The organism is Inquilinus sp. YAF38, from assembly GCF_052113205.1.
Taxonomy (GTDB): Bacteria; Pseudomonadota; Alphaproteobacteria; order DSM-16000; family Inquilinaceae; genus Inquilinus.
Genome location: NZ_JBFRCU010000125.1, coordinates 1 through 16,760, shown reverse-complemented (window position 1 = coordinate 16,760; position 16,760 = coordinate 1). Strand labels below are relative to the sequence as shown.

Sequence of the window (16,760 nt, the reverse complement as noted above, 5' to 3'; positions counted from 1 at the left end):
CCGGAGGACCGTGCCGAGCCCGCCGAAGCACCGGCACCGCGCCGCCGGACGCGCGGCCCGCTGACCTCGTCGCGCCGGATCGGCCGCGACACCGGAGCACCGAAGCCGGTCCCGGCAAAACCGGGCGAGCGTTGGCGCGAGGAGCGGCGCAAGCGCCCGGCGCCGGAGCCGGACCAGGCCCGCTACGTCGTCTTCCACAAGCCCTATGGCGTGCTGAGCCAGTTCACGCCGGAGGGGCGCTGGCGCGGCCTGAACGAGTTCGGCCTGCCGCCCGGGATCTATGCCGCCGGACGCCTCGACGCCGACAGCGAGGGGCTGCTGCTGCTGACCGATGACGGGCCGCTGATCAAGCGCCTGCTGGATCCGAAGCACGGCCACCCCCGCACCTATCTGGCGCAGGTCGAGGGCGAGCCGGCGGAGGAGGCGCTGGCCGCCCTGGCCGGCGGCATCGCCCTGACCGACGGCCCGACCCGCCCCTGCGGCATCGAGCGGCTGGCGAAGGTGCCCGACTTGCCGCCGCGCGACCCGCCGATCCGGAACCGCAAGTCGATCCCGACCGCCTGGCTGCGCCTGACCCTGACCGAAGGCCGCAACCGCCAGGTGCGGCGGATGACGGCGGCGGTCGGCCACCCGACGCTGCGCCTGGTCCGCGTCGCCCTCGGCGGTCTGGAATTGGGCGACCTGGCGCCCGGCACCTGGTCCACGGTGGAGCGAGAGGAAATCCTGTCCGGACTGCGCGGATAACCTCCGGATTACTTCAAAATTACGTTAAATTCACGGGTGCGGCCCGCTTGCGGGGGATATCACGGTTGCTGCAGTGGCAGCCGAGGATCCGCCGCGCGGCGGACGCACCCGATGAAGCAAAGCACGCGCCGGTTCTGGACGGATTTCTTCGCCCTCCTGATGCCGTTCTGGCGGTCGAAGGAGAAATGGCCGGCGATCGGGCTGCTGGTCGTGATCGTCGCCTTCACGCTCGGCGCCGTGTTCCTGAGCGTGCAGTTCAGCTTCTGGTACAACCGCTTCTACCAGGCGCTGCAGGACTACAATCAGCCCGCGTTCTGGCGCGAGATCGCGATCTTCGCCGGCCTGGCGACCGTGTCCGTCCTGCGCGGCGTCTACGCGACCTATCTCGGGCAATGGCTGCGCATCCGCTGGCGGCGCTGGATGACCGACCATCTGCTCGGCGAATGGCTGGCCGACCGGGCCTATTACCGCCAGCAGCTGACGGCGGGTGCGACGGACAACCCCGACCAGCGCATCGCCGAGGACATCCAGCAATTCGTCGACGGCACCCTCACCCTCAGCCTCAGCTTCCTCGGCAATGTGGTGAACCTGGCGTCCTTCGCCGTGATCCTGTGGGGGCTGGCAGCACCGTTGACGATCCCGCTGCTGGGCGGCAGCAGCATCACCATCCCGCATTTCATGCTGTGGGCCGCCATCGTCTACGCGATCGTCGGGACCATCCTGACCCATCTCATCGGCCGCCCGCTGATCCGGCTGAGCTTCCTGCAGCAGAAGCGGGAGGCGGATTTCCGCTTCGGCCTGGTCCGGTTCCGCGAGAACACCGAGGCGATCGCGCTCTATGGCGGCGAGCCCAGTGAGCGGCAGGGGCTGCTGCGGCTGTTCGGCGGGGTGATGGAGAACTTCTATCAGCTGATGAGCCGGACCAAGAAGCTCGGCTTCTTCACCTCCGCCTATGGCCAGGCCTCCGCCGTGTTTCCCGGCATCCTCGTCGCCCCGCAATACTTCGCCAAGACCATCGAGCTGGGCGGTGTCGTCCAGGTCATCCAGGCCTTCGGCAACGTCCAGGATTCGCTGTCCTGGTTCGTCAGCGCCTATTCCACGCTGGCCGACTACAAGGCGACCGTCGACCGCCTGACCGGTTTCCGCCACAGCCTCGAGACGGCCAGGGCCCAGGCGCGCTCGGCTGAGATCAACGTCGCGGCCGAGCCCCGCGCCGACCTCGCCGTCGACTCGGTTCAGCTGGCCCTGCCCGACGGCCAGGCGCTGATCGAGGGCAACGGCTTGTCGGTCCGCCCCGGCGACCGGCTGCTGCTGACCGGCCCGTCCGGCGCCGGCAAGTCGACGCTGTTCCGCGCCTTGGCCGGGATCTGGCCGTTCGGCCGGGCGCAGATCCGCATTCCTAAGGACGCCAAGGTGCTGTTCCTGCCGCAGCGCCCCTACCTGCCGCTGGGCACGCTGCACGCGGCCGTCGCCTATCCGGCCAGGCTCGAGGAGGTCTCTACCGAAGCCGCGACCGAGGCGCTGCGGGCCGTCGATCTCGGCCATCTGGTGCCAGCGCTGGAGCAGGAGGAATACTGGGCCCGCCGCCTGTCGCCGGGCGAGCAGCAGCGCCTGGCCATCGCCCGGGCGGTGCTGGCGAAGCCGGGCTGGCTGTTCCTCGACGAGGCCACCAGCGCCCTGGACGAGGCGACCGAGCAGCGGATGTTCGCGCTGCTGCGCGACCGGCTGCCCGGCACCACCTGGCTGACCATCTCGCACGACCCCAAGGTCGCCGCCTTCCACAACCGCCGCTGGCGCATCGAAAAGGACGGCTCCGCCCCCGGCCGCCTGGTCGAGGAGCCGGCGGCCGCCGCGGCCTGAAGGGCTGAGAAGCGCTCTCCCCTCCGTCATTGCGAGGAGGCGAAGCCGACGAAGCAATCCAGGGCCAGCTCGTGCGGCCCTGGATTGCTTCGCTGCGCTCGCAATGACGCTCAAATTTAAGATTTTACTTATTTAAGATTTTGCTTCATAAAAGACTCATGAACGCCTTCGCCGCCCTCTCCGACCCAACCCGGCAGCAGATCGTCGAGATGCTGGCGGCGGGAGAGCGCAGCGCCGGCGACATCGCCGCCCAGTTCGCGATGAGCGGACCGGCGGTCTCCCAGCACCTCAAGGTGCTGCGCGAGGCCGGGCTGATCGCCGTCCGGGCCGAGGCGCAACGGCGCATCTACGTGCTCGATCCCCAGGGCTTCGACGCGCTGGAGGAGTGGTTGCGGCGCATCCGCCGCTTCTGGGGCGGCCGGCTGGACGAGCTGGAGCGGCAGCTGCGCGCCGCCCCCGACACAGGAGAAGCATCATGAGCGACTACGGCACCATCATCGCCCCCGGCGCGGTCCGGTTCGAGCGGCTGCTGCCGGGACCGATCGAGCGGGTCTGGGCCTATCTGACGGAGGCTGACAAACGCGGCACCTGGCTCGCCACCGGCGCGGTCGAACCGCGTGCCGGCGGCCAGGTGGAGCTGCATTTCCTCCATTCCGGGCTGTCGCCGCTGCCGGACGAGATCCCGGCCAAGTACAAGTCGCTGGAGAAGGGCGCCAGCTTCACCGCCCGGGTCACGCGCTGGGAGCCGCCGCGGCTGCTGAGCCACAGCTGGCCCGAGCCGTCCGGCGACGAGTCGGAGGTGACCTTCGAGCTGACGCCGCAGGGGACGGAGATCCTGCTGGTGGTGACCCACCGCCGCATCGGGGCGGAGCAGATGGCGAGCGCCGCCGGCGGCTGGCACACCCATCTCGACATCCTGGTCGACCGGATGCACGGCCGGGTGCCGCAGCCCTTCTTCACCACCCACACGCCGCTTGAGGCCGAATACGAGGCGCGCATCGCGTCGGCGACATAACGAACTCGACCGGAGGGACTGCCATGACCGCGACCTTCGCCGGCGGCCGCAACATCGCGCTGAAGGTGCCGCCGCACCAATACGACGCCACGGTCCACTTCTACCGCGACGTGATCGGCCTGAAGCCGCTGGACAACCACCCGCCGGCGGTCGGCTTCGAATTCGGCGCCAACCAACTGTGGATCGACCGTGTCGACGCCCTGAGCCAGGCCGAGCTGTGGCTGGAGATCGTGGCCGACGACGTGCCGCAGGCGGCCGAGCATTTCGCCGCGTCCGGCGTCGCCCGCCGCGACGAGATCGAGCGCCTGCCCGACGGCTTCGAGGGCTTCTGGATCTCCGACCCCGCCGCGATCATCCACATCGTGTCGGCCAGGAGCAGCCAGTATTGAGCAGCGGCACGAGCCCCCCTCCCCCTACCCCCTCCCGCAGGGGGAGGGGGAGGATCATTGGAAGGCCGGCGCCTTGATGCCCGATGCAGAGCCTCTGTCCGTATCCATCACGCTCAGCCCTTGCCTTTCACTCTCCCCCTCCCCTCGCGGGAGGGGGTAGGGGGAGGGGGCTGTCGATCGGACCTGCGGTCAGCCTCCCTTTGGCTCCGTGGTCAGCGGCAGCAGGCGGGCGTGCGACGCCTCCAGCAGCCGCGCCATCGCCGCGGCCGCCGCCTCCGGCTGCCGGCCGATGATCGCGGTGCGGACCGCGTCGTGCAGCGCCACGTCCTCGCTGGGCCGGGTGGCGTGGCGCTGCAGCATCTCCGACGACACCCTGAGCGCCGACTTCACCGCCGCGCCGATGGTCACGAACAGGCCGTTATGCGAGGCGGTGATGATGGCCAGGTGGAACTCCAGCGCCGCTTCGGATGACGCCTTCACCGGCTGCTTCTCGTCATAGGCGCGGGCCAGCTGGTGGAAATGACGCTCGATCGCGGCGTGGTCGTCGGCGGTGCCGTCACGCGCCGCCAGGAACGACGCCCGCGGCTCGAAGCACAGCCGCATCTCGAAGATGTCCTCGACGATCTTGGCGTCGAACTGCGCCTCCAGCCGCCATTGCAGCACGTCGCGGTCCAGCAGGTTCCATTCGCCGAAGGGCAGCACCCTTGTGCCGGTCTTCGGCGACACCTCGATCAGCCGCTTGCCCGCCAGGCTCTTGATCGCCTCGCGCAGGGTGGTCCGGCTGACGCCATAGGTCTGGCACAGCTCGCTCTCGATCGGCAGCGAATCGTGAGGCCGGAACTCGCCGGACACGATGCGCATGCCCAGGCTGTTCGAGACCTGGGCGCTCATCGTCCCGACCAGCACCATCTCGCGTTCCAGCATCAGACCGTCTCCACCCTTCCTTTTTATCGAACGGGCGGGGGAAGCCCCGGTTGACAAAACCCGCCGATCGCCCCGATGATCGAATCATATGATAATACCATTGGGGAGGAAATGGGTGGCCGACATCGAGATCCGGGATGTCAGCAAGCGCTTCGGGCCGGTCACGGTGTTCGATGGCCTGTCGCTGTCGGTCGAGTCGGGCGAGTTCATGGTCTTCCTGGGACCGTCCGGCTGCGGCAAGTCCACCCTGCTGCGCATGATCGCGGGGCTGGAGAGCGTCGACGGCGGTGAGATCCGGATCGCCGGCACCCGGGTCGACACCCTGCCGCCGGGGGCCCGGCGGGTGGCGATGGTGTTCCAGCACTACGCCCTGTACCCCCATATGACGATCTTCGAGAACATGGCGTTCGGGCTGCGCAACATCGGCCTGAAGCAGCCGGAGATCGCGCAGCGCGTCCTGGCCGCCGCCCGGACGCTGGAGATCGAGGAGCTGCTGCAGCGCAAGCCGGGCCAGCTGTCCGGCGGCCAGCGCCAGCGCGTCGCCATCGGCCGCGCCATCGTCAAGGAGCCGCGGGCCTTCCTGTTCGACGAGCCGCTGTCGAACCTGGATGCGTCGCTGCGCGTGCGCACCCGGGTCGAGCTGGCGCGGCTGCACCGCCGGTTGCGCGCCACCATGATCTTCGTCACCCATGACCAGGTCGAGGCGATGACGCTGGCCGACCGGATCGTGGTGATGAACGAGGGCCGGATCGAGCAGGTTGGCACGCCGATGGAGATCTACACCCGGCCGGCCACCAAATTCGTCGCCCGCTTCGTCGGCGTGCCGGCGATGACCTTCCTGGACGCCACCATCGTCGGCGAGCAGGGCGGCGCCGTGCTGCGGCTGCCGGACGGGACCGAGCTGCGCACCCCGGTGCCGGCCGACGGGCTGCCGGCGCATCAGCCGATCACGCTGGGCCTGCGGGCCGAGTCGGTGCGGATCGACCGCCAGGGCGGCATGCAGGGCACGGTCGAGGTGGTCGAGCGGCTGGGCGACCGCACCCATCTGCATGTCCGGCTGCAGGACGGGTCAACCCTGATCGCCGAGGATGCCGGCCTGAGCGGCGTCGCGGTCGAGGACCGGGTCGGCCTGCGCATCGACCCCGCCGCTGTCCATCTGTTCGGCGCCGACGGCGTCGGCCGCCACGCCGTCGCGTGAGGAGGGGATGGTGACCGCCACCGCCACCGGCCGCACCATTGAACGGGCCCGGCGTCTGGGCGGCGCCCGGATCGGGGCGGACTGGCGCAATGTCGGCTTCGTCCTGCCCTTCCTGATCGTCTACGTGCTGCTGCTGGTCTGGCCGCTGTTCGACGGCATCTGGATCAGCCTGCAGAAGTTCGACATGTTCGACGGCACCGGCGCCTATGCCGGCCTGGTCAACTACAAGCGCCTGTTCGCCGACAAGGTCTTCCTCGGCGCCGTGTGGAACACGGTGCTGTTCGTGCTGATGACCGTGCCGGCCTTCGTCGTGGTCGGGCTGATCCTGGCCCTGGCGCTGAACCGGCCGACCCGGGCTGCCGCCGCGCTGCGTGCCACCTTCTTCGCCACCTCGGTGCTGTCGGTCACCATCGTCACCATCGTCTGGAAGATGGTGTACCTGCCGGACCGTGGCCTGTTGACCAATGTCCTGAGCGTGTTCGGGCAGGCGCCGATCCCGATCCTGAGCGACCCCAGCCTGGCCCTGCCCGGCATCGCCGCCGCCACCGTGTGGTGGGGCATCGGCCTGCCGATGATGCTGTTCCTGGCGGCGCTGCAGCAGATCCCGCGCGAGCTGTACGAGGCCGCGGCGCTGGACAGCGCCGGCCGCTGGCGGTCGTTCCGGCACATCACCCTGCCCTCGATCCGGCGGACCGTGGTGCTCGTGGCCGTGGTCGAGATCGTCTACCAGTTCCAGCTGTTCGGGCAGTCCTACCTGCTGACCCGCGGCGGGCCGAACAACGCCTCGCGCCCGATCGTGCAGTTCATCTACGAGCAGGGCTTCCGCAACTGGGACCTGGGCTACGCCGCCGCGGCGTCCGAGGTGCTGTTCGGGCTGATGCTGATCGCCGCCATGGCGCAGTACCTGCTGACCCGCCGGAGGGCCGAGGGATGACCGCCATCACCACGGCACAGCCACGGCAGGGTATGGTTGGGCGCAGCCTCGGCGACCGGCTGATCCTGTGGGCCGTGATTCTGCTCGCCATCATCTGGGTGGTGCCGGTGGCCTGGATCACCGGCCTGTCGTTCAAGCCCAACAGCGAGCTGATGACCAGCACCGGCACGCTGTTCCGGGCGCCCTACACGCTGAAGAACTACACCGACATCCTCGCCAATTCCGGGGTGTTCCGCTGGGTGCTGAACAGCGTCGTCGTGGCGCTGGGCCAGACGCTCGGCGTGCTGGTGCTGGCGTCCCTCGCCGGCTACGGCTTCGCCCGCGCCCGGTTCCCCGGCAGCGGCATCGTCTTCGCGCTGGTGCTGATCGGCCTCGCCGTGCCGGAGCAGGCGGTGATCATCGCCCGCTTCCAGATGTTCAACGACCTGAAGATCCACAACTCCTATCTCGGCCTGATCCTGCCGCATCTGTCGGCGCCCTTCGGCGTCTTCCTGATGACGCAGTACTTCAAGGCGATCCCGCGCGAGCTGGACGAGGCGGCGCTGCTGGACAACGCCTCGCGCTTCAAGACCTTCTGGCGCGTGTTGCTGCCGCTGACCGTGCCGGCCCAGGCGACGCTGGGAATCTTCACCTTCCTCAGCGCCTGGAACGACTATCTGTGGCCGCTGATCTCGGCGACCAAGCCGGAGATGTTCACCCTGACCGTCGGCCTGGCCTCGACCCAGACCAACTTCGCCCAGTCCGAGGGCTTGGGCTACCTGATGGCACAGTCGGTCTTCGCCGGGCTGCCGGTGCTGATCGTCTACCTGTTCTTTCAGAAATACATCGTCACGGCCGTCGCCGGCGCCGCAATCCGCTGAGGCGCGCGGCAGAAACGGCCGGAACCAAGGAGGGAGAGCCATGAGAAGCCGCTTTGCTTTGGCCCTGGCGGGGCTGGTCCTGGCCGGGGGTCCCGTCTGGGCGCAGGACAAGACCGAGATCTCGCTGTCGCGCTTCTTCGGCGCCTGTGAGGCCGACTATGCCGATGTCACCGACGTCTCGAAGGCGCATGGCGAGTGCGGCATCATCACGGCGCTGATCAACAAGTTCAACGCCGAGAGCCCGGACGTACACGTCAAGGTCGATATCGTCGAATGGCCCGGCTACGACCAGCTGACCGCCCGGCTGCGCTCCGACGACCCGCCGACCATCTCGGTGATGCATGAGGCGGTGATCAGCGACTACGCCTCGCGCGACCTGCTGGAGCCGCTGGACGAGGACTTCAAGGCCGCCGGCATCGACACCGCCGACTTCACCGAGGCGGCCAGGACCGGGGTGACCAAGGACGGCAAGATCTACGCCCTGCCCTTCGATACCCACACCTGGCTGTGGCACATCAACCTGAACCTGTTCAAGCAGGCCGGGCTCGTGTCCGACGACGGCAAGCCGATCCTGCCGAAATCGCCGGAGGAGCTGCTGGCCCAGGCCAAGCAGTTCAAGGAGAAGACCGGCAAGCCCTATTTCGTCCAGGCGACGGTGAACGAGCAGGCGAACTACGCCCGCACCCTCTACACCCTGCTGTACCAGCAGAACTCCGACTTCTTCGCCGACCCGACCCAGATCAAGCTGCAGACGCCCGAGGCGCGCAACGCGGTCGAGCTGTTCAAGACGATCTACCAGAACGGCGACACCACCAAGGACCAGGACTATGCCGCGTCGACGGCCGGCTTCGCCCAGGGCGACGGCGGCGTCTACATCATGGGCACCTGGCTGATCGACAGCTACAACGAGGAGGCGGCCAAGCCCGGCGGCGCGTTGAGCAACGGCTACACCGTCGTGCCCTTCCCGCAGCTCTACGGCAACGCCAAGGTCTGGGCCGACGGCCACAGCTGGGTCGTGCCCAAGGCCGGCCTGGACGACGCCAAGCGCAAGGCCGCGGTCAAGGTCTTGAAGTTCCTGTGGGACAACGACTTCGAATGGGCGCGGACCGGCCACCTGCCGGTGCGGACCTCGGTCGCCACCAGCCAGGCCTTCCTCGACCTGCCGCATCGCAAGGACATCGTCAGCCTGACCAAGGACGGCACCGCCTTGCCCCAGGCGGTGAAGCGCCAGTTCGGGATCCAGGAGATCCTGACCGAGGAATTCAATGCCGCGGCGCAGAACCAGAAGACCGTCGACCAAGCGCTGGCCGACGCGGAGAGCCGCGTCAACGAGCTGCTGGCCAACGCCAAGTGATCCGCTACGGCCGCGCCGCCGGGCGCGGCCGCTCCTTCCACCATCCGATCGAGACCATCGACCCATGATCTCCGCACGGCTCACCGTCGACCGCGACTTCGTCCTCTCCGACCTCGACCGCCGCGTCTTCGGCGCCTTCGTCGAGCATATGGGCCGCTGCGTCTATGGCGGCATCTACGAGCCCGGCCACCCGACCGCCGACGCCCGAGGCTTCCGCGGCGACGTGCTGGAGCTGACCCGCGAGCTCGGGCCCACCATCATCCGCTATCCCGGCGGCAACTTCCTGTCCGGCTACGACTGGGAGGACGGGGTCGGGCCGGTGGAGCAGCGGCCGGTGCGGCGCGAGCTGGCCTGGTCGTCGACCGAGACCAACCGCTTCGGCACCAACGAGTTCATGGACTGGGCCCGCGCCGCCGGGGTCGAGCCGATGCTGGGCGTCAATCTCGGCACCCGCGGGCCGGACGAGGCGCGCCGCTTCCTGGAATACTGCAACCATGCCGGCGGCTCGGCCCTGTCGGATCTGCGCCGGTCGCACGGCCACGAGGCGCCGCACGACGTCAAGTTCTGGTGCCTGGGCAACGAGATGGACGGGCCCTGGCAGATCGGCGCCAAGACCGCCGAGGAATACGGCCGCGCGGCGCTGGAGACGGCCAAGGTGATGCGCTGGGTCGACCCGACCATCCAGCTCGCCGCCTGCGGCTCGTCCCACCGCAACATGGCGACCTACGGCGCCTGGGAATATGAGGTGCTGGACCACTGCTACGACCAGGTCGACTTCATCTCGCTGCACACCTACTTCAACAACAACGCCGATTCGGCGCCGGAGTATTTCGGCGTGATCGAGCTGATGGACGCCTTCATCAAGGAGGTGGCGGCGATCTGCGACGCGGTCGGGGCCAAGCGCCGGTCGCGCAAGAAGATCATGCTGTCCTTCGACGAGTGGAACGTCTGGTACAAGACCCACAAGATCGAGCACATGCGCAAGCCGGGCTGGCCCGAGGCGCCGCATCTGATCGAGGAGGTCTACAACGCCGAGGACGCGCTGATCGTCGGCGGCGCCCTGATCGCGCTGATGAACAATGCCGACCGGGTGAAGACCGCCTGCATCGCCCAGCTGGTCAACGTCATCGGCCCGATCATGACCGAGACCGGCGGCGCCGCCTGGCGCCAGACCATCTTCCACCCCTTCGCCCTGGCCGCCCGCCACGGCCATGGCAGGGTGCTGCAGGCCAAGGTCGAATCGCCCGGCTATGCCGCCCAGTCGTGGCCGGAGATCCCCTATCTCTACGCCACGGTGGTCGACAACCCGGCCGACGGCACCACCACGGTCTTTGCCCTGAACCGCAGCCTGTCCGACCCGATGGACCTCGACGTCACGCTGCGCGGCCTCGGCGCCGACCGGCGGCTGGTGGAGGCGACCGAGATCCACCACGCCAACCTGAAGGCGGTGAACACCAAGGACGCGCCGGACACCGTGGCGCCGGCGGCGAACCCGGACGTCTCGGTCGATGGCGAGCGGCTGCGGGCGAAGCTGAAGCCGGCCAGCTGGAACGTGATCGTGACCCGCGCCGCGCCGCGGCCGTAGTCCGGAATCGAGAGGGGCCGGGCGACTCTCGGCTTGACGCCAAGCGTGCGGCCCCTTATACGAACGCCCTCGTCCCGGCAGCAATGCCGGGCCATTGTTTTTGACCGTGTTTCGAGGATAGACCCATGGCGCGACGCTGCCAGGTGACCGGCAAGGGCGTGATGAGTGGCAACAATGTCAGCCACGCCAAGAACAGAACCCGTCGGCGCTTCCTGCCGAACCTGCAGATCACGTCGCTGATCTCGGAAGTGCTCGGGGTGTCGGTGCGCATGCGCCTGTCCACCAATGGCATCCGCACCATCGAGCATCGCGGCGGCCTCGACGGCTATCTCGCCGGCGCCCCGGACTCGGCGCTGGACGCCGAGCTGCGCGGCCTGAAGCACCGCATCATCAAGGCCCAGGCCGCCGCCCAGGCGGCCTGATCGACCCAGGCCTTCGCGCGGCCCCGGCCGCGCCCTCGCGTGAAAAGCCCGCCCACGGTCGCGGGCTTTTTTCGTTGCCGCCCGCAGCCATTGCGGACAGGCCGGTGTTCCCGTAACGCTCTCTCGAAACAACGAGGGGGATCGCCATGGGGATGACGCTCTATTCCGGGCCGCTGAGCCTGTTCTCGCGCAAGGTCGAGATCGCCCTGGCCGAGAAGGGCCTGGCCCATGAGCGGATCATGGTGCCCTTCACCCAGACCGAGGGCTATCGGCCGAAGCACCCGGCGGTGCTGGCCGGCAACCCCAAGGGCCAGGTGCCGGTGCTGGTCGATGGCGACCTCACCCTGTTCGATTCGACCGTGATCCTCGACTATCTCGAGGACGCCTATCCGACTCCCCCGCTGTTTCCGCGCGACGCCGCCGGCCGCGCCCGCTGCCGCCTGGCCGAGCTGGAGGCCGACGAGATCCTGATGCCGGATATCCGGCCGCTGATGCATCGCAGCGAGCCGCCCGACCCGGCGCGGCTGGGGGCCCAGGAGGCCGGCGCCCGCCAGGCCGAGGCGGCGCTGCGCGGCCACTGGCGCCGGCTGGACAGCCGGCTGGCCGGCCGCGAGTTCGTCTTCGATTCGCTCACCGTCGCCGATATCGCCCTGTTCATGACCGTGCTGTTCGCGCTGCGGCTGCGCGGGCCGGGGCTGGATGGGTTCCCGGCTTTGGCGGCCTGGTACGAGAGACTCTCCGCCCGCCCGGCCTTCGCCAAGGTCCTCAGCGAGATCGCCGCCGCCGACCGCGAGCTGTCGCCGCATCTGGGCGGATAGGCCGGCTCGCCCTCTCCTCGAATTCAGGCATTGGCGTTTGAGTCCCCCCTCCCCTCGCGGGAGGGGGTTAGGGGGAGGGGGTTTTCTCAACTGGCACCGGCGTCGATCTTCGGGCTGCGGTGATAGTGGAAGCGATCTTCCCCATTCGCGCGCGGACGCGCGCAGACCCCTCCCTCTGCCCCCCTCCCGCAAGGGGAGGGGGGACTTGTTTGGTTTCGGCCGGCGCCGCCCGCCCCTACCTTCCGTGCCACATCGGCTTGCGCTTCTCGGCGAAGGCGCGGGCGCCTTCAAGCTGGTCGTCGCTGTCGTAGAGCGTCGCCACGGTCGGGAAGCCGCGGCGCATCACCCGGGCCAGCGCCGCCTGCACCGGCAGCGCTTCACTCTCCCGCGCCACCTCCTTGATCGCGGCGAACACCAAGGGCGGGCCGTCGGCCAGGTGCCGGGCCAAAGCGCGGGTGCGGTCCATCAGCTCCGCCGCCGGCATCACCTGGTTGACCAGGCCCCAGCGCGCCGCCTCCGCCGCGTCCATCCAGCGGCCGGTGTAGAGCAGGTCCATCGCCACGTGATAGGGGATGCGGCGCGGCAGCTTGATCGTCGCCGCGTCGGCCAGGGTGCCGGCGTTGATCTCGGGCAGCGCGAACCGGACATGGTCGGCCGCCAGGATCAGGTCGGCGGACAGCGCCAACTCGAAGCCGCCGCCGACCGCCATGCCGTTGACCGCGGCGATCACCGGCTTGTTCAGGTTCGGCAGTTCCTGCAGCCCGGCGAAGCCGCCGATGCCGTAATCCTCGTCCGGCCGGATGCCCTCGGCCGCCGCGGCCTTCAGGTCCCAGCCGGCGGAGAAGAAGCGGTCGCCGCCGCCGGTGACGATGGCGACGCGGAGGTCCGGATCGTCGCGGAATCCAGCGAAGACCTCGCCCATGCGCCGGCTGGTGGCGGCGTCGATCGCATTCGCCTTCGGCCGGTCCAGCACCACCTCGAGCACGGCGCCGTCGCGGGTGACACGCAAGGGATCATCGGTCATCGGGGTCCTCCACCAATCGCAGCAGGACATCGGCGGCCACGGCGCCGTGAGGGGTGACGATCAGCGGGTTGACGTCGAGCTCCGCCAGCCGGTCGGACTGGGCCAGGGCGAAGCCCTGGACCCTCAGCACGGCGTCGACCGCGGCGTCGAGATCGCCCGGCGGCCGGCCGCGATGGCCGTCGAGCAGCTTGGCAATCTTAAGCGACCGGATCGCCGCCGTGATCTCCGCCCGCCCGGCCGGCAGCAGCAGGATCCGGCGGTCGCCGACCAGCTCCACCAGCGTGCCGCCGGAGCCGAGCACCAGATGCAGCCCGAGCAGCTTGTCGCGGCCGATGCCGACGATCAGTTCCGCCACCGCGCCGCCGACCATGCGCTCGACCAGCAGCGCTTCGCCGAGCCCGGCCAGGGCCAAGGCGGCGTCGCGCACCGCGGCGGCATCGGCCAGGTTCAGCCGCACCGCGCCGAGCTCGGTCTTGTGCGCCAGATCGGCGCCGGTGGCCTTGAGCACGACCGGGAAGCCGATCGTCTCCGCGGCCTCGACCGCCTCGTCCGGCGACCGTGCCAGCCGCCCTTCCGGCACCATCACGCCGTAGCCGGCAAGGCGCCGCTTGCTCTCCCATTCCGACAGGGTGCGGACCGGGCCGGGCGCCAGCGGCACCGGCTCCAGCGGCAGCACGTTGGCCTCATCACGAATGTCCCCTGCCTCCGCCGCCGCGGCGATCGCGGCCAGCGCGTCGTCGATGCCAAGCAGCGGCGCGACGCCCGCCCCGACCAGGCGCTGCGCCTGATCCTCCGGCAGCCCCTCGGGTAGCGAGGCGACCAGCGCCGCCTTGCGGCCAGTGCGCTGCGACGCCGCCACCAGCGCCTCCAGCGACGGCACCCAGTCGGCGTCGCTGCAGCGGTCGCCGCGCGGCAGGTCGAGCACCAGCAGCGTCAGATCGAACTCCGCCGCCATCACCGCTGAAAAAGTCTCGGTCATGGCCGGGGCGTCGGCCCAGATGAAGGTGTGGTAGTCGAACGGGTTCGACACCGTGACCAGCTCCGACACCGTTGCCGCCACCCGCGCCGTCTGGGCGGCGTCCAGCGGCCGGAAGCGCAGCCCGGTGCCGAGCGCGGCGTCGGCGATCAGCGCCGCCTCGCCGCCCGAGCAGCTCATCGAGGCGATGTCGCGGCCGGGCAGCGGGCCTGCGACATGCAGCAGCTTCAGCGCCTCCAGCAGCACCGGCAGCGAGGCGACACGGACCACGCCGATGCGGCGCAGGAAGGCATCGGTCACCGCATCGGCCCCGGCCAGGGACGCGGTGTGGCTGAGCGTGAGCTGCGCCCCTTCCGCCGAGCGGCCGGTCTTCAGCGCCAGGATCGGCACGCCCTGCCGCCGCGCCCGCGCCGCCGCCCGAGCCAACGCGACCGGTTCGGCCAGGCCCTCGATGTGCAGGCCGATGGCGGTGACGCGCGGGTCGTCGAGGAATGCCTCGACCATCTCGGCCAAGCCGGCCACCGCTTGGTTGCCCAGGGTCGCGACATAGGCGATCGGCAGGCCGCGGCGCTGCATGGTCAGGTTGATGGCGATGTTGCTGGACTGGGTGACCAGCGCCACGCCGCGCTCCACCCGCTGGCCGCCATGCTGGTCGGGCCACAGCAGCGCGCCGTCGAGATAGTTGATCACGCCGTAGCAATTGGGGCCCAGCACCGGCATGGCCCCGGCGGCCGCGACCAGCCGGGCCTGCAGATCGGCGCCCTCCCCGCCGGTCTCGGCGAAGCCTGAGGCGTAGCAGACCGCCCCGCCGGCGCCGCGTTCGGCCAGAGCGGCCGTGACCTCGATGGCGGCGTGGCGGTTGATGCCGAGGAAGACGGCGTCGGGCGCGCCCGGCAGCTCGGCAACAGATCCGAAGGCGGGCAGGCCCTCGACCGTGTCGTGCTGCGGATGCACCGGCCAGATCTCGCCGGCGAAGCCCATGCGCCGGCTCTGCCGGATCACCTCGGCGGCAGGCTTCCCGCCGATCACCGCGATCGAGCGCGGGCGGAGCAACCGGGAGAGGTCGAAGCGCCGGGTCATCACGCCCCCAGCGGCCGCAGCAGATCCCGCGCGATGATGTGGCGCTGGATCTCGCTGGTGCCGTCCCAGATCCGCTCCACCCGCGCGTCGCGCCAGAACCGCTCGATCGGCAAATCGTCCATCAGCCCCATGCCGCCGTGGATCTGCAGCGCTGCATCGGTGACCCGGCCGAGCATCTCCGAGGCGTAGAGCTTGGCCTGGCTGATCGCGCGGTTGGCATCCTGGCCCTGGTCGATGCGCCAGGCGGCGGACAGGGTCAGCCAGTCGGCCGCGTCGATCTCGGTGATCATGTCGGCCAGCTTGAAGCCGGTGCCCTGGAAGCGGCCGATCGGCTGGCCGAACTGCTTGCGCTGGGCGGCATAGGACAGCGCCAGGTCGAAGGCGCGGCGGGCGCGGCCGACGCACATCGCCGCCACGGTCAGGCGGGTGGCGTGCAGCCAGGTGTTGGCGAGGTCGAAGCCCCGCCCCTCCTCGCCCAGCATCTGGTCGGCCGGCACCCGGCAGTCGTCGAGGGTCAGCGTCGAGTTGTGATAGCCGCGATGCGAGACGGAATTGTAGCCGGGATGGATCCCGAAGCCCTTCGTGCCGCGGTCGACCAGGAGGCAGGAGATGCGCTTGCGCCCGGACCCGTCCTCCCCGGTCGCCGCGAACAGGATGACGAAATCGGCGACGTCGGCATGGCTGATGAAATGCTTGGTGCCGTTGATCACCCAGTCGCCGCCGTCGCGCCGGGCGCTGCAGGACATGCCGCGCAGGTCGGAGCCGGCGTCGGGCTCGGTCATCGCCAGGGCATCGACCTTCTCGCCGCGGACGCAGGGCATGAGGTACCGCTCGCGCTGCTCCGGCGTGCCGGCGCAGAGGATGTTGGAGGGCCGGCCCCAGAACACCGTCAGCGCCATCGCGGCGCGGCCGAGCTCGCGCTCCAGCAGGGTGAAGGTCAGGTGGTCGAGGCCGCCGCCGCCGAACTCCTCCGGGATGTTGGGGGCGTAGAAGCCGAGGTCGCGGACCCTACGCTGGATCTCGCGGCCGACCTCCGGCGCCACATGGCCGGTGCGCTCGACCTCCCGCTCCAGCGGCTGCAGCTCGTGCTCGACGAAGCCGCGCACCGTGTCGACGACCAGTTGCTGCTCGTGGCTGAGCCCGAAATCCATCCTCGCCTCCCTGGCTTTCCCGAAGGCTATTGCGGCGGCGGCTAGGCAGGCGATACCGTTTCGGATTCCGTCGATACGGAATCGGAAGCATGGCCGTGCCGCAGCGGATCGACATCCTGGTGCTGGACGCCTTCTCCAACCTGACCCTGGCGGCGCTGGCCGAGCCGTTGCGCGCCGCCAACCGGATGGCGGGGCGGCGGCTGTTCGACTGGTCGGTGCTGAGCGAGGATGGCGGCCCGGTCACCAGCAGCAGCGGGCTGCGGGTCGACGCCGATGCGGCGATGGCGGCGGGCGCGGCCGACACGCTGTACGTCGTCGCCAGCTACGAGGCCCAGGCGCGGGCCACGCCCGGCGTGCGCCGCTTCCTGCGGGCGGCCGCCCGGCGCGGCGCGGTGATTGCCGGGCTGGAATCGGCGCCCTATGTCC

Annotated in this window: 16 protein-coding genes and 1 pseudogene; 13 read left to right on the top strand and 4 right to left on the bottom strand. The window is 69.8% G+C overall.

The window, feature by feature from the left end:
• The 5 genes from AB4Z01_RS33345 to AB4Z01_RS33325 form a co-directional block, all read left to right on the top strand.
• Positions 1 to 744: pseudouridine synthase (locus tag AB4Z01_RS33345; protein ID WP_441700752.1), on the top strand; the 744-nt coding region annotated here is incomplete at its 5' end.
• 111 nt (positions 745 to 855) lie between these two features.
• Positions 856 to 2,604: an ABC transporter ATP-binding protein/permease gene (locus AB4Z01_RS33340; protein WP_441700750.1), complete on the top strand. Its 1,749-nt coding sequence runs from the start codon at positions 856 to 858 to the stop codon at positions 2,602 to 2,604.
• 158 nt (positions 2,605 to 2,762) lie between these two features.
• On the top strand, positions 2,763 to 3,083 hold the full coding sequence (locus tag AB4Z01_RS33335) for an ArsR/SmtB family transcription factor (protein WP_441700748.1): 321 nt from the start codon (positions 2,763 to 2,765) through the stop codon (positions 3,081 to 3,083).
• Positions 3,080 to 3,619, top strand: a complete 540-nt coding sequence (locus tag AB4Z01_RS33330) for an SRPBCC family protein (RefSeq protein WP_441700747.1) — start codon at positions 3,080 to 3,082, stop codon at positions 3,617 to 3,619. The genes AB4Z01_RS33335 and AB4Z01_RS33330 overlap by 4 nt, the downstream gene beginning before the upstream one ends.
• A 23-nt stretch (positions 3,620 to 3,642) precedes the next feature.
• Complete coding sequence (locus tag AB4Z01_RS33325) at positions 3,643 to 4,008, top strand: hypothetical protein (RefSeq protein ID WP_441700745.1); 366 nt, start codon at positions 3,643 to 3,645, stop codon at positions 4,006 to 4,008.
• Positions 4,009 to 4,197: 189 nt separating this feature from the next.
• On the opposite strand, the gene AB4Z01_RS33320 is transcribed toward AB4Z01_RS33325, so the two are convergent.
• A complete protein-coding gene (locus AB4Z01_RS33320; protein WP_441700743.1) occupies positions 4,198 to 4,932 on the bottom strand; it encodes a FadR/GntR family transcriptional regulator in 735 nt (244 codons plus the stop codon).
• 115 nt (positions 4,933 to 5,047) lie between these two features.
• On the opposite strand from AB4Z01_RS33320, the gene AB4Z01_RS33315 reads away from it, so the two are divergent.
• From AB4Z01_RS33315 to AB4Z01_RS33285, 7 genes are all read left to right on the top strand, one after another.
• Positions 5,048 to 6,130, top strand: a complete 1,083-nt coding sequence (locus AB4Z01_RS33315; protein ID WP_441700741.1) for an ABC transporter ATP-binding protein — start codon at positions 5,048 to 5,050, stop codon at positions 6,128 to 6,130.
• A gap of 7 nt (positions 6,131 to 6,137) precedes the next feature.
• Complete coding sequence (locus tag AB4Z01_RS33310) at positions 6,138 to 7,064, top strand: carbohydrate ABC transporter permease (RefSeq protein WP_441700740.1); 927 nt, start codon at positions 6,138 to 6,140, stop codon at positions 7,062 to 7,064.
• Positions 7,061 to 7,924, top strand: coding sequence for a carbohydrate ABC transporter permease (locus AB4Z01_RS33305; RefSeq protein WP_441700738.1), 864 nt, complete (start codon positions 7,061 to 7,063; stop codon positions 7,922 to 7,924). The genes AB4Z01_RS33310 and AB4Z01_RS33305 overlap by 4 nt, the downstream gene beginning before the upstream one ends.
• A 40-nt stretch (positions 7,925 to 7,964) precedes the next feature.
• The gene (locus AB4Z01_RS33300) at positions 7,965 to 9,278 is read left to right on the top strand and encodes an extracellular solute-binding protein (protein ID WP_441700736.1); all 1,314 of its coding nucleotides are present in this window, start codon (positions 7,965 to 7,967) and stop codon (positions 9,276 to 9,278) included.
• 64 nt (positions 9,279 to 9,342) lie between these two features.
• Positions 9,343 to 10,863 (top strand): arabinosylfuranosidase ArfA, encoded by a 1,521-nt coding sequence (arfA, locus tag AB4Z01_RS33295; RefSeq protein ID WP_441700734.1) that lies wholly within the window; start codon positions 9,343 to 9,345, stop codon positions 10,861 to 10,863.
• A gap of 125 nt (positions 10,864 to 10,988) precedes the next feature.
• A complete protein-coding gene (gene rpmB, locus AB4Z01_RS33290) occupies positions 10,989 to 11,285 on the top strand; it encodes a 50S ribosomal protein L28 (protein WP_441700732.1) in 297 nt (98 codons plus the stop codon).
• Positions 11,286 to 11,437: 152 nt separating this feature from the next.
• Positions 11,438 to 12,103, top strand: a complete 666-nt coding sequence (locus AB4Z01_RS33285; RefSeq protein ID WP_441700730.1) for a glutathione S-transferase family protein — start codon at positions 11,438 to 11,440, stop codon at positions 12,101 to 12,103.
• A gap of 235 nt (positions 12,104 to 12,338) precedes the next feature.
• Here the strand turns inward: AB4Z01_RS33285 and AB4Z01_RS33280 are convergent, their stop codons facing one another.
• Genes AB4Z01_RS33280 through AB4Z01_RS33270 form a run of 3 tightly spaced genes read right to left on the bottom strand, consistent with a single transcriptional unit; the run spans position 12,339 to position 16,334 of the window.
• Entirely contained in the window at positions 12,339 to 13,127 is a 789-nt protein-coding gene (locus tag AB4Z01_RS33280; RefSeq protein ID WP_441700729.1) for a carnitinyl-CoA dehydratase, read from the bottom strand.
• Entirely contained in the window at positions 13,117 to 15,183 is a 2,067-nt protein-coding gene (locus AB4Z01_RS33275; protein WP_441700727.1) for an acetate--CoA ligase family protein, read from the bottom strand. Before AB4Z01_RS33275 ends, AB4Z01_RS33280 begins: the two co-directional genes overlap by 11 nt.
• Entirely contained in the window at positions 15,183 to 16,334 is a 1,152-nt protein-coding gene (locus AB4Z01_RS33270; protein ID WP_441700725.1) for an acyl-CoA dehydrogenase family protein, read from the bottom strand. The genes AB4Z01_RS33275 and AB4Z01_RS33270 overlap by 1 nt, the downstream gene beginning before the upstream one ends.
• 89 nt (positions 16,335 to 16,423) lie before the next feature.
• Here AB4Z01_RS33270 and AB4Z01_RS33265 point away from each other — a divergent pair.
• Positions 16,424 to 16,760, top strand: a pseudogene (locus AB4Z01_RS33265) (hypothetical protein); the annotation flags it as partial.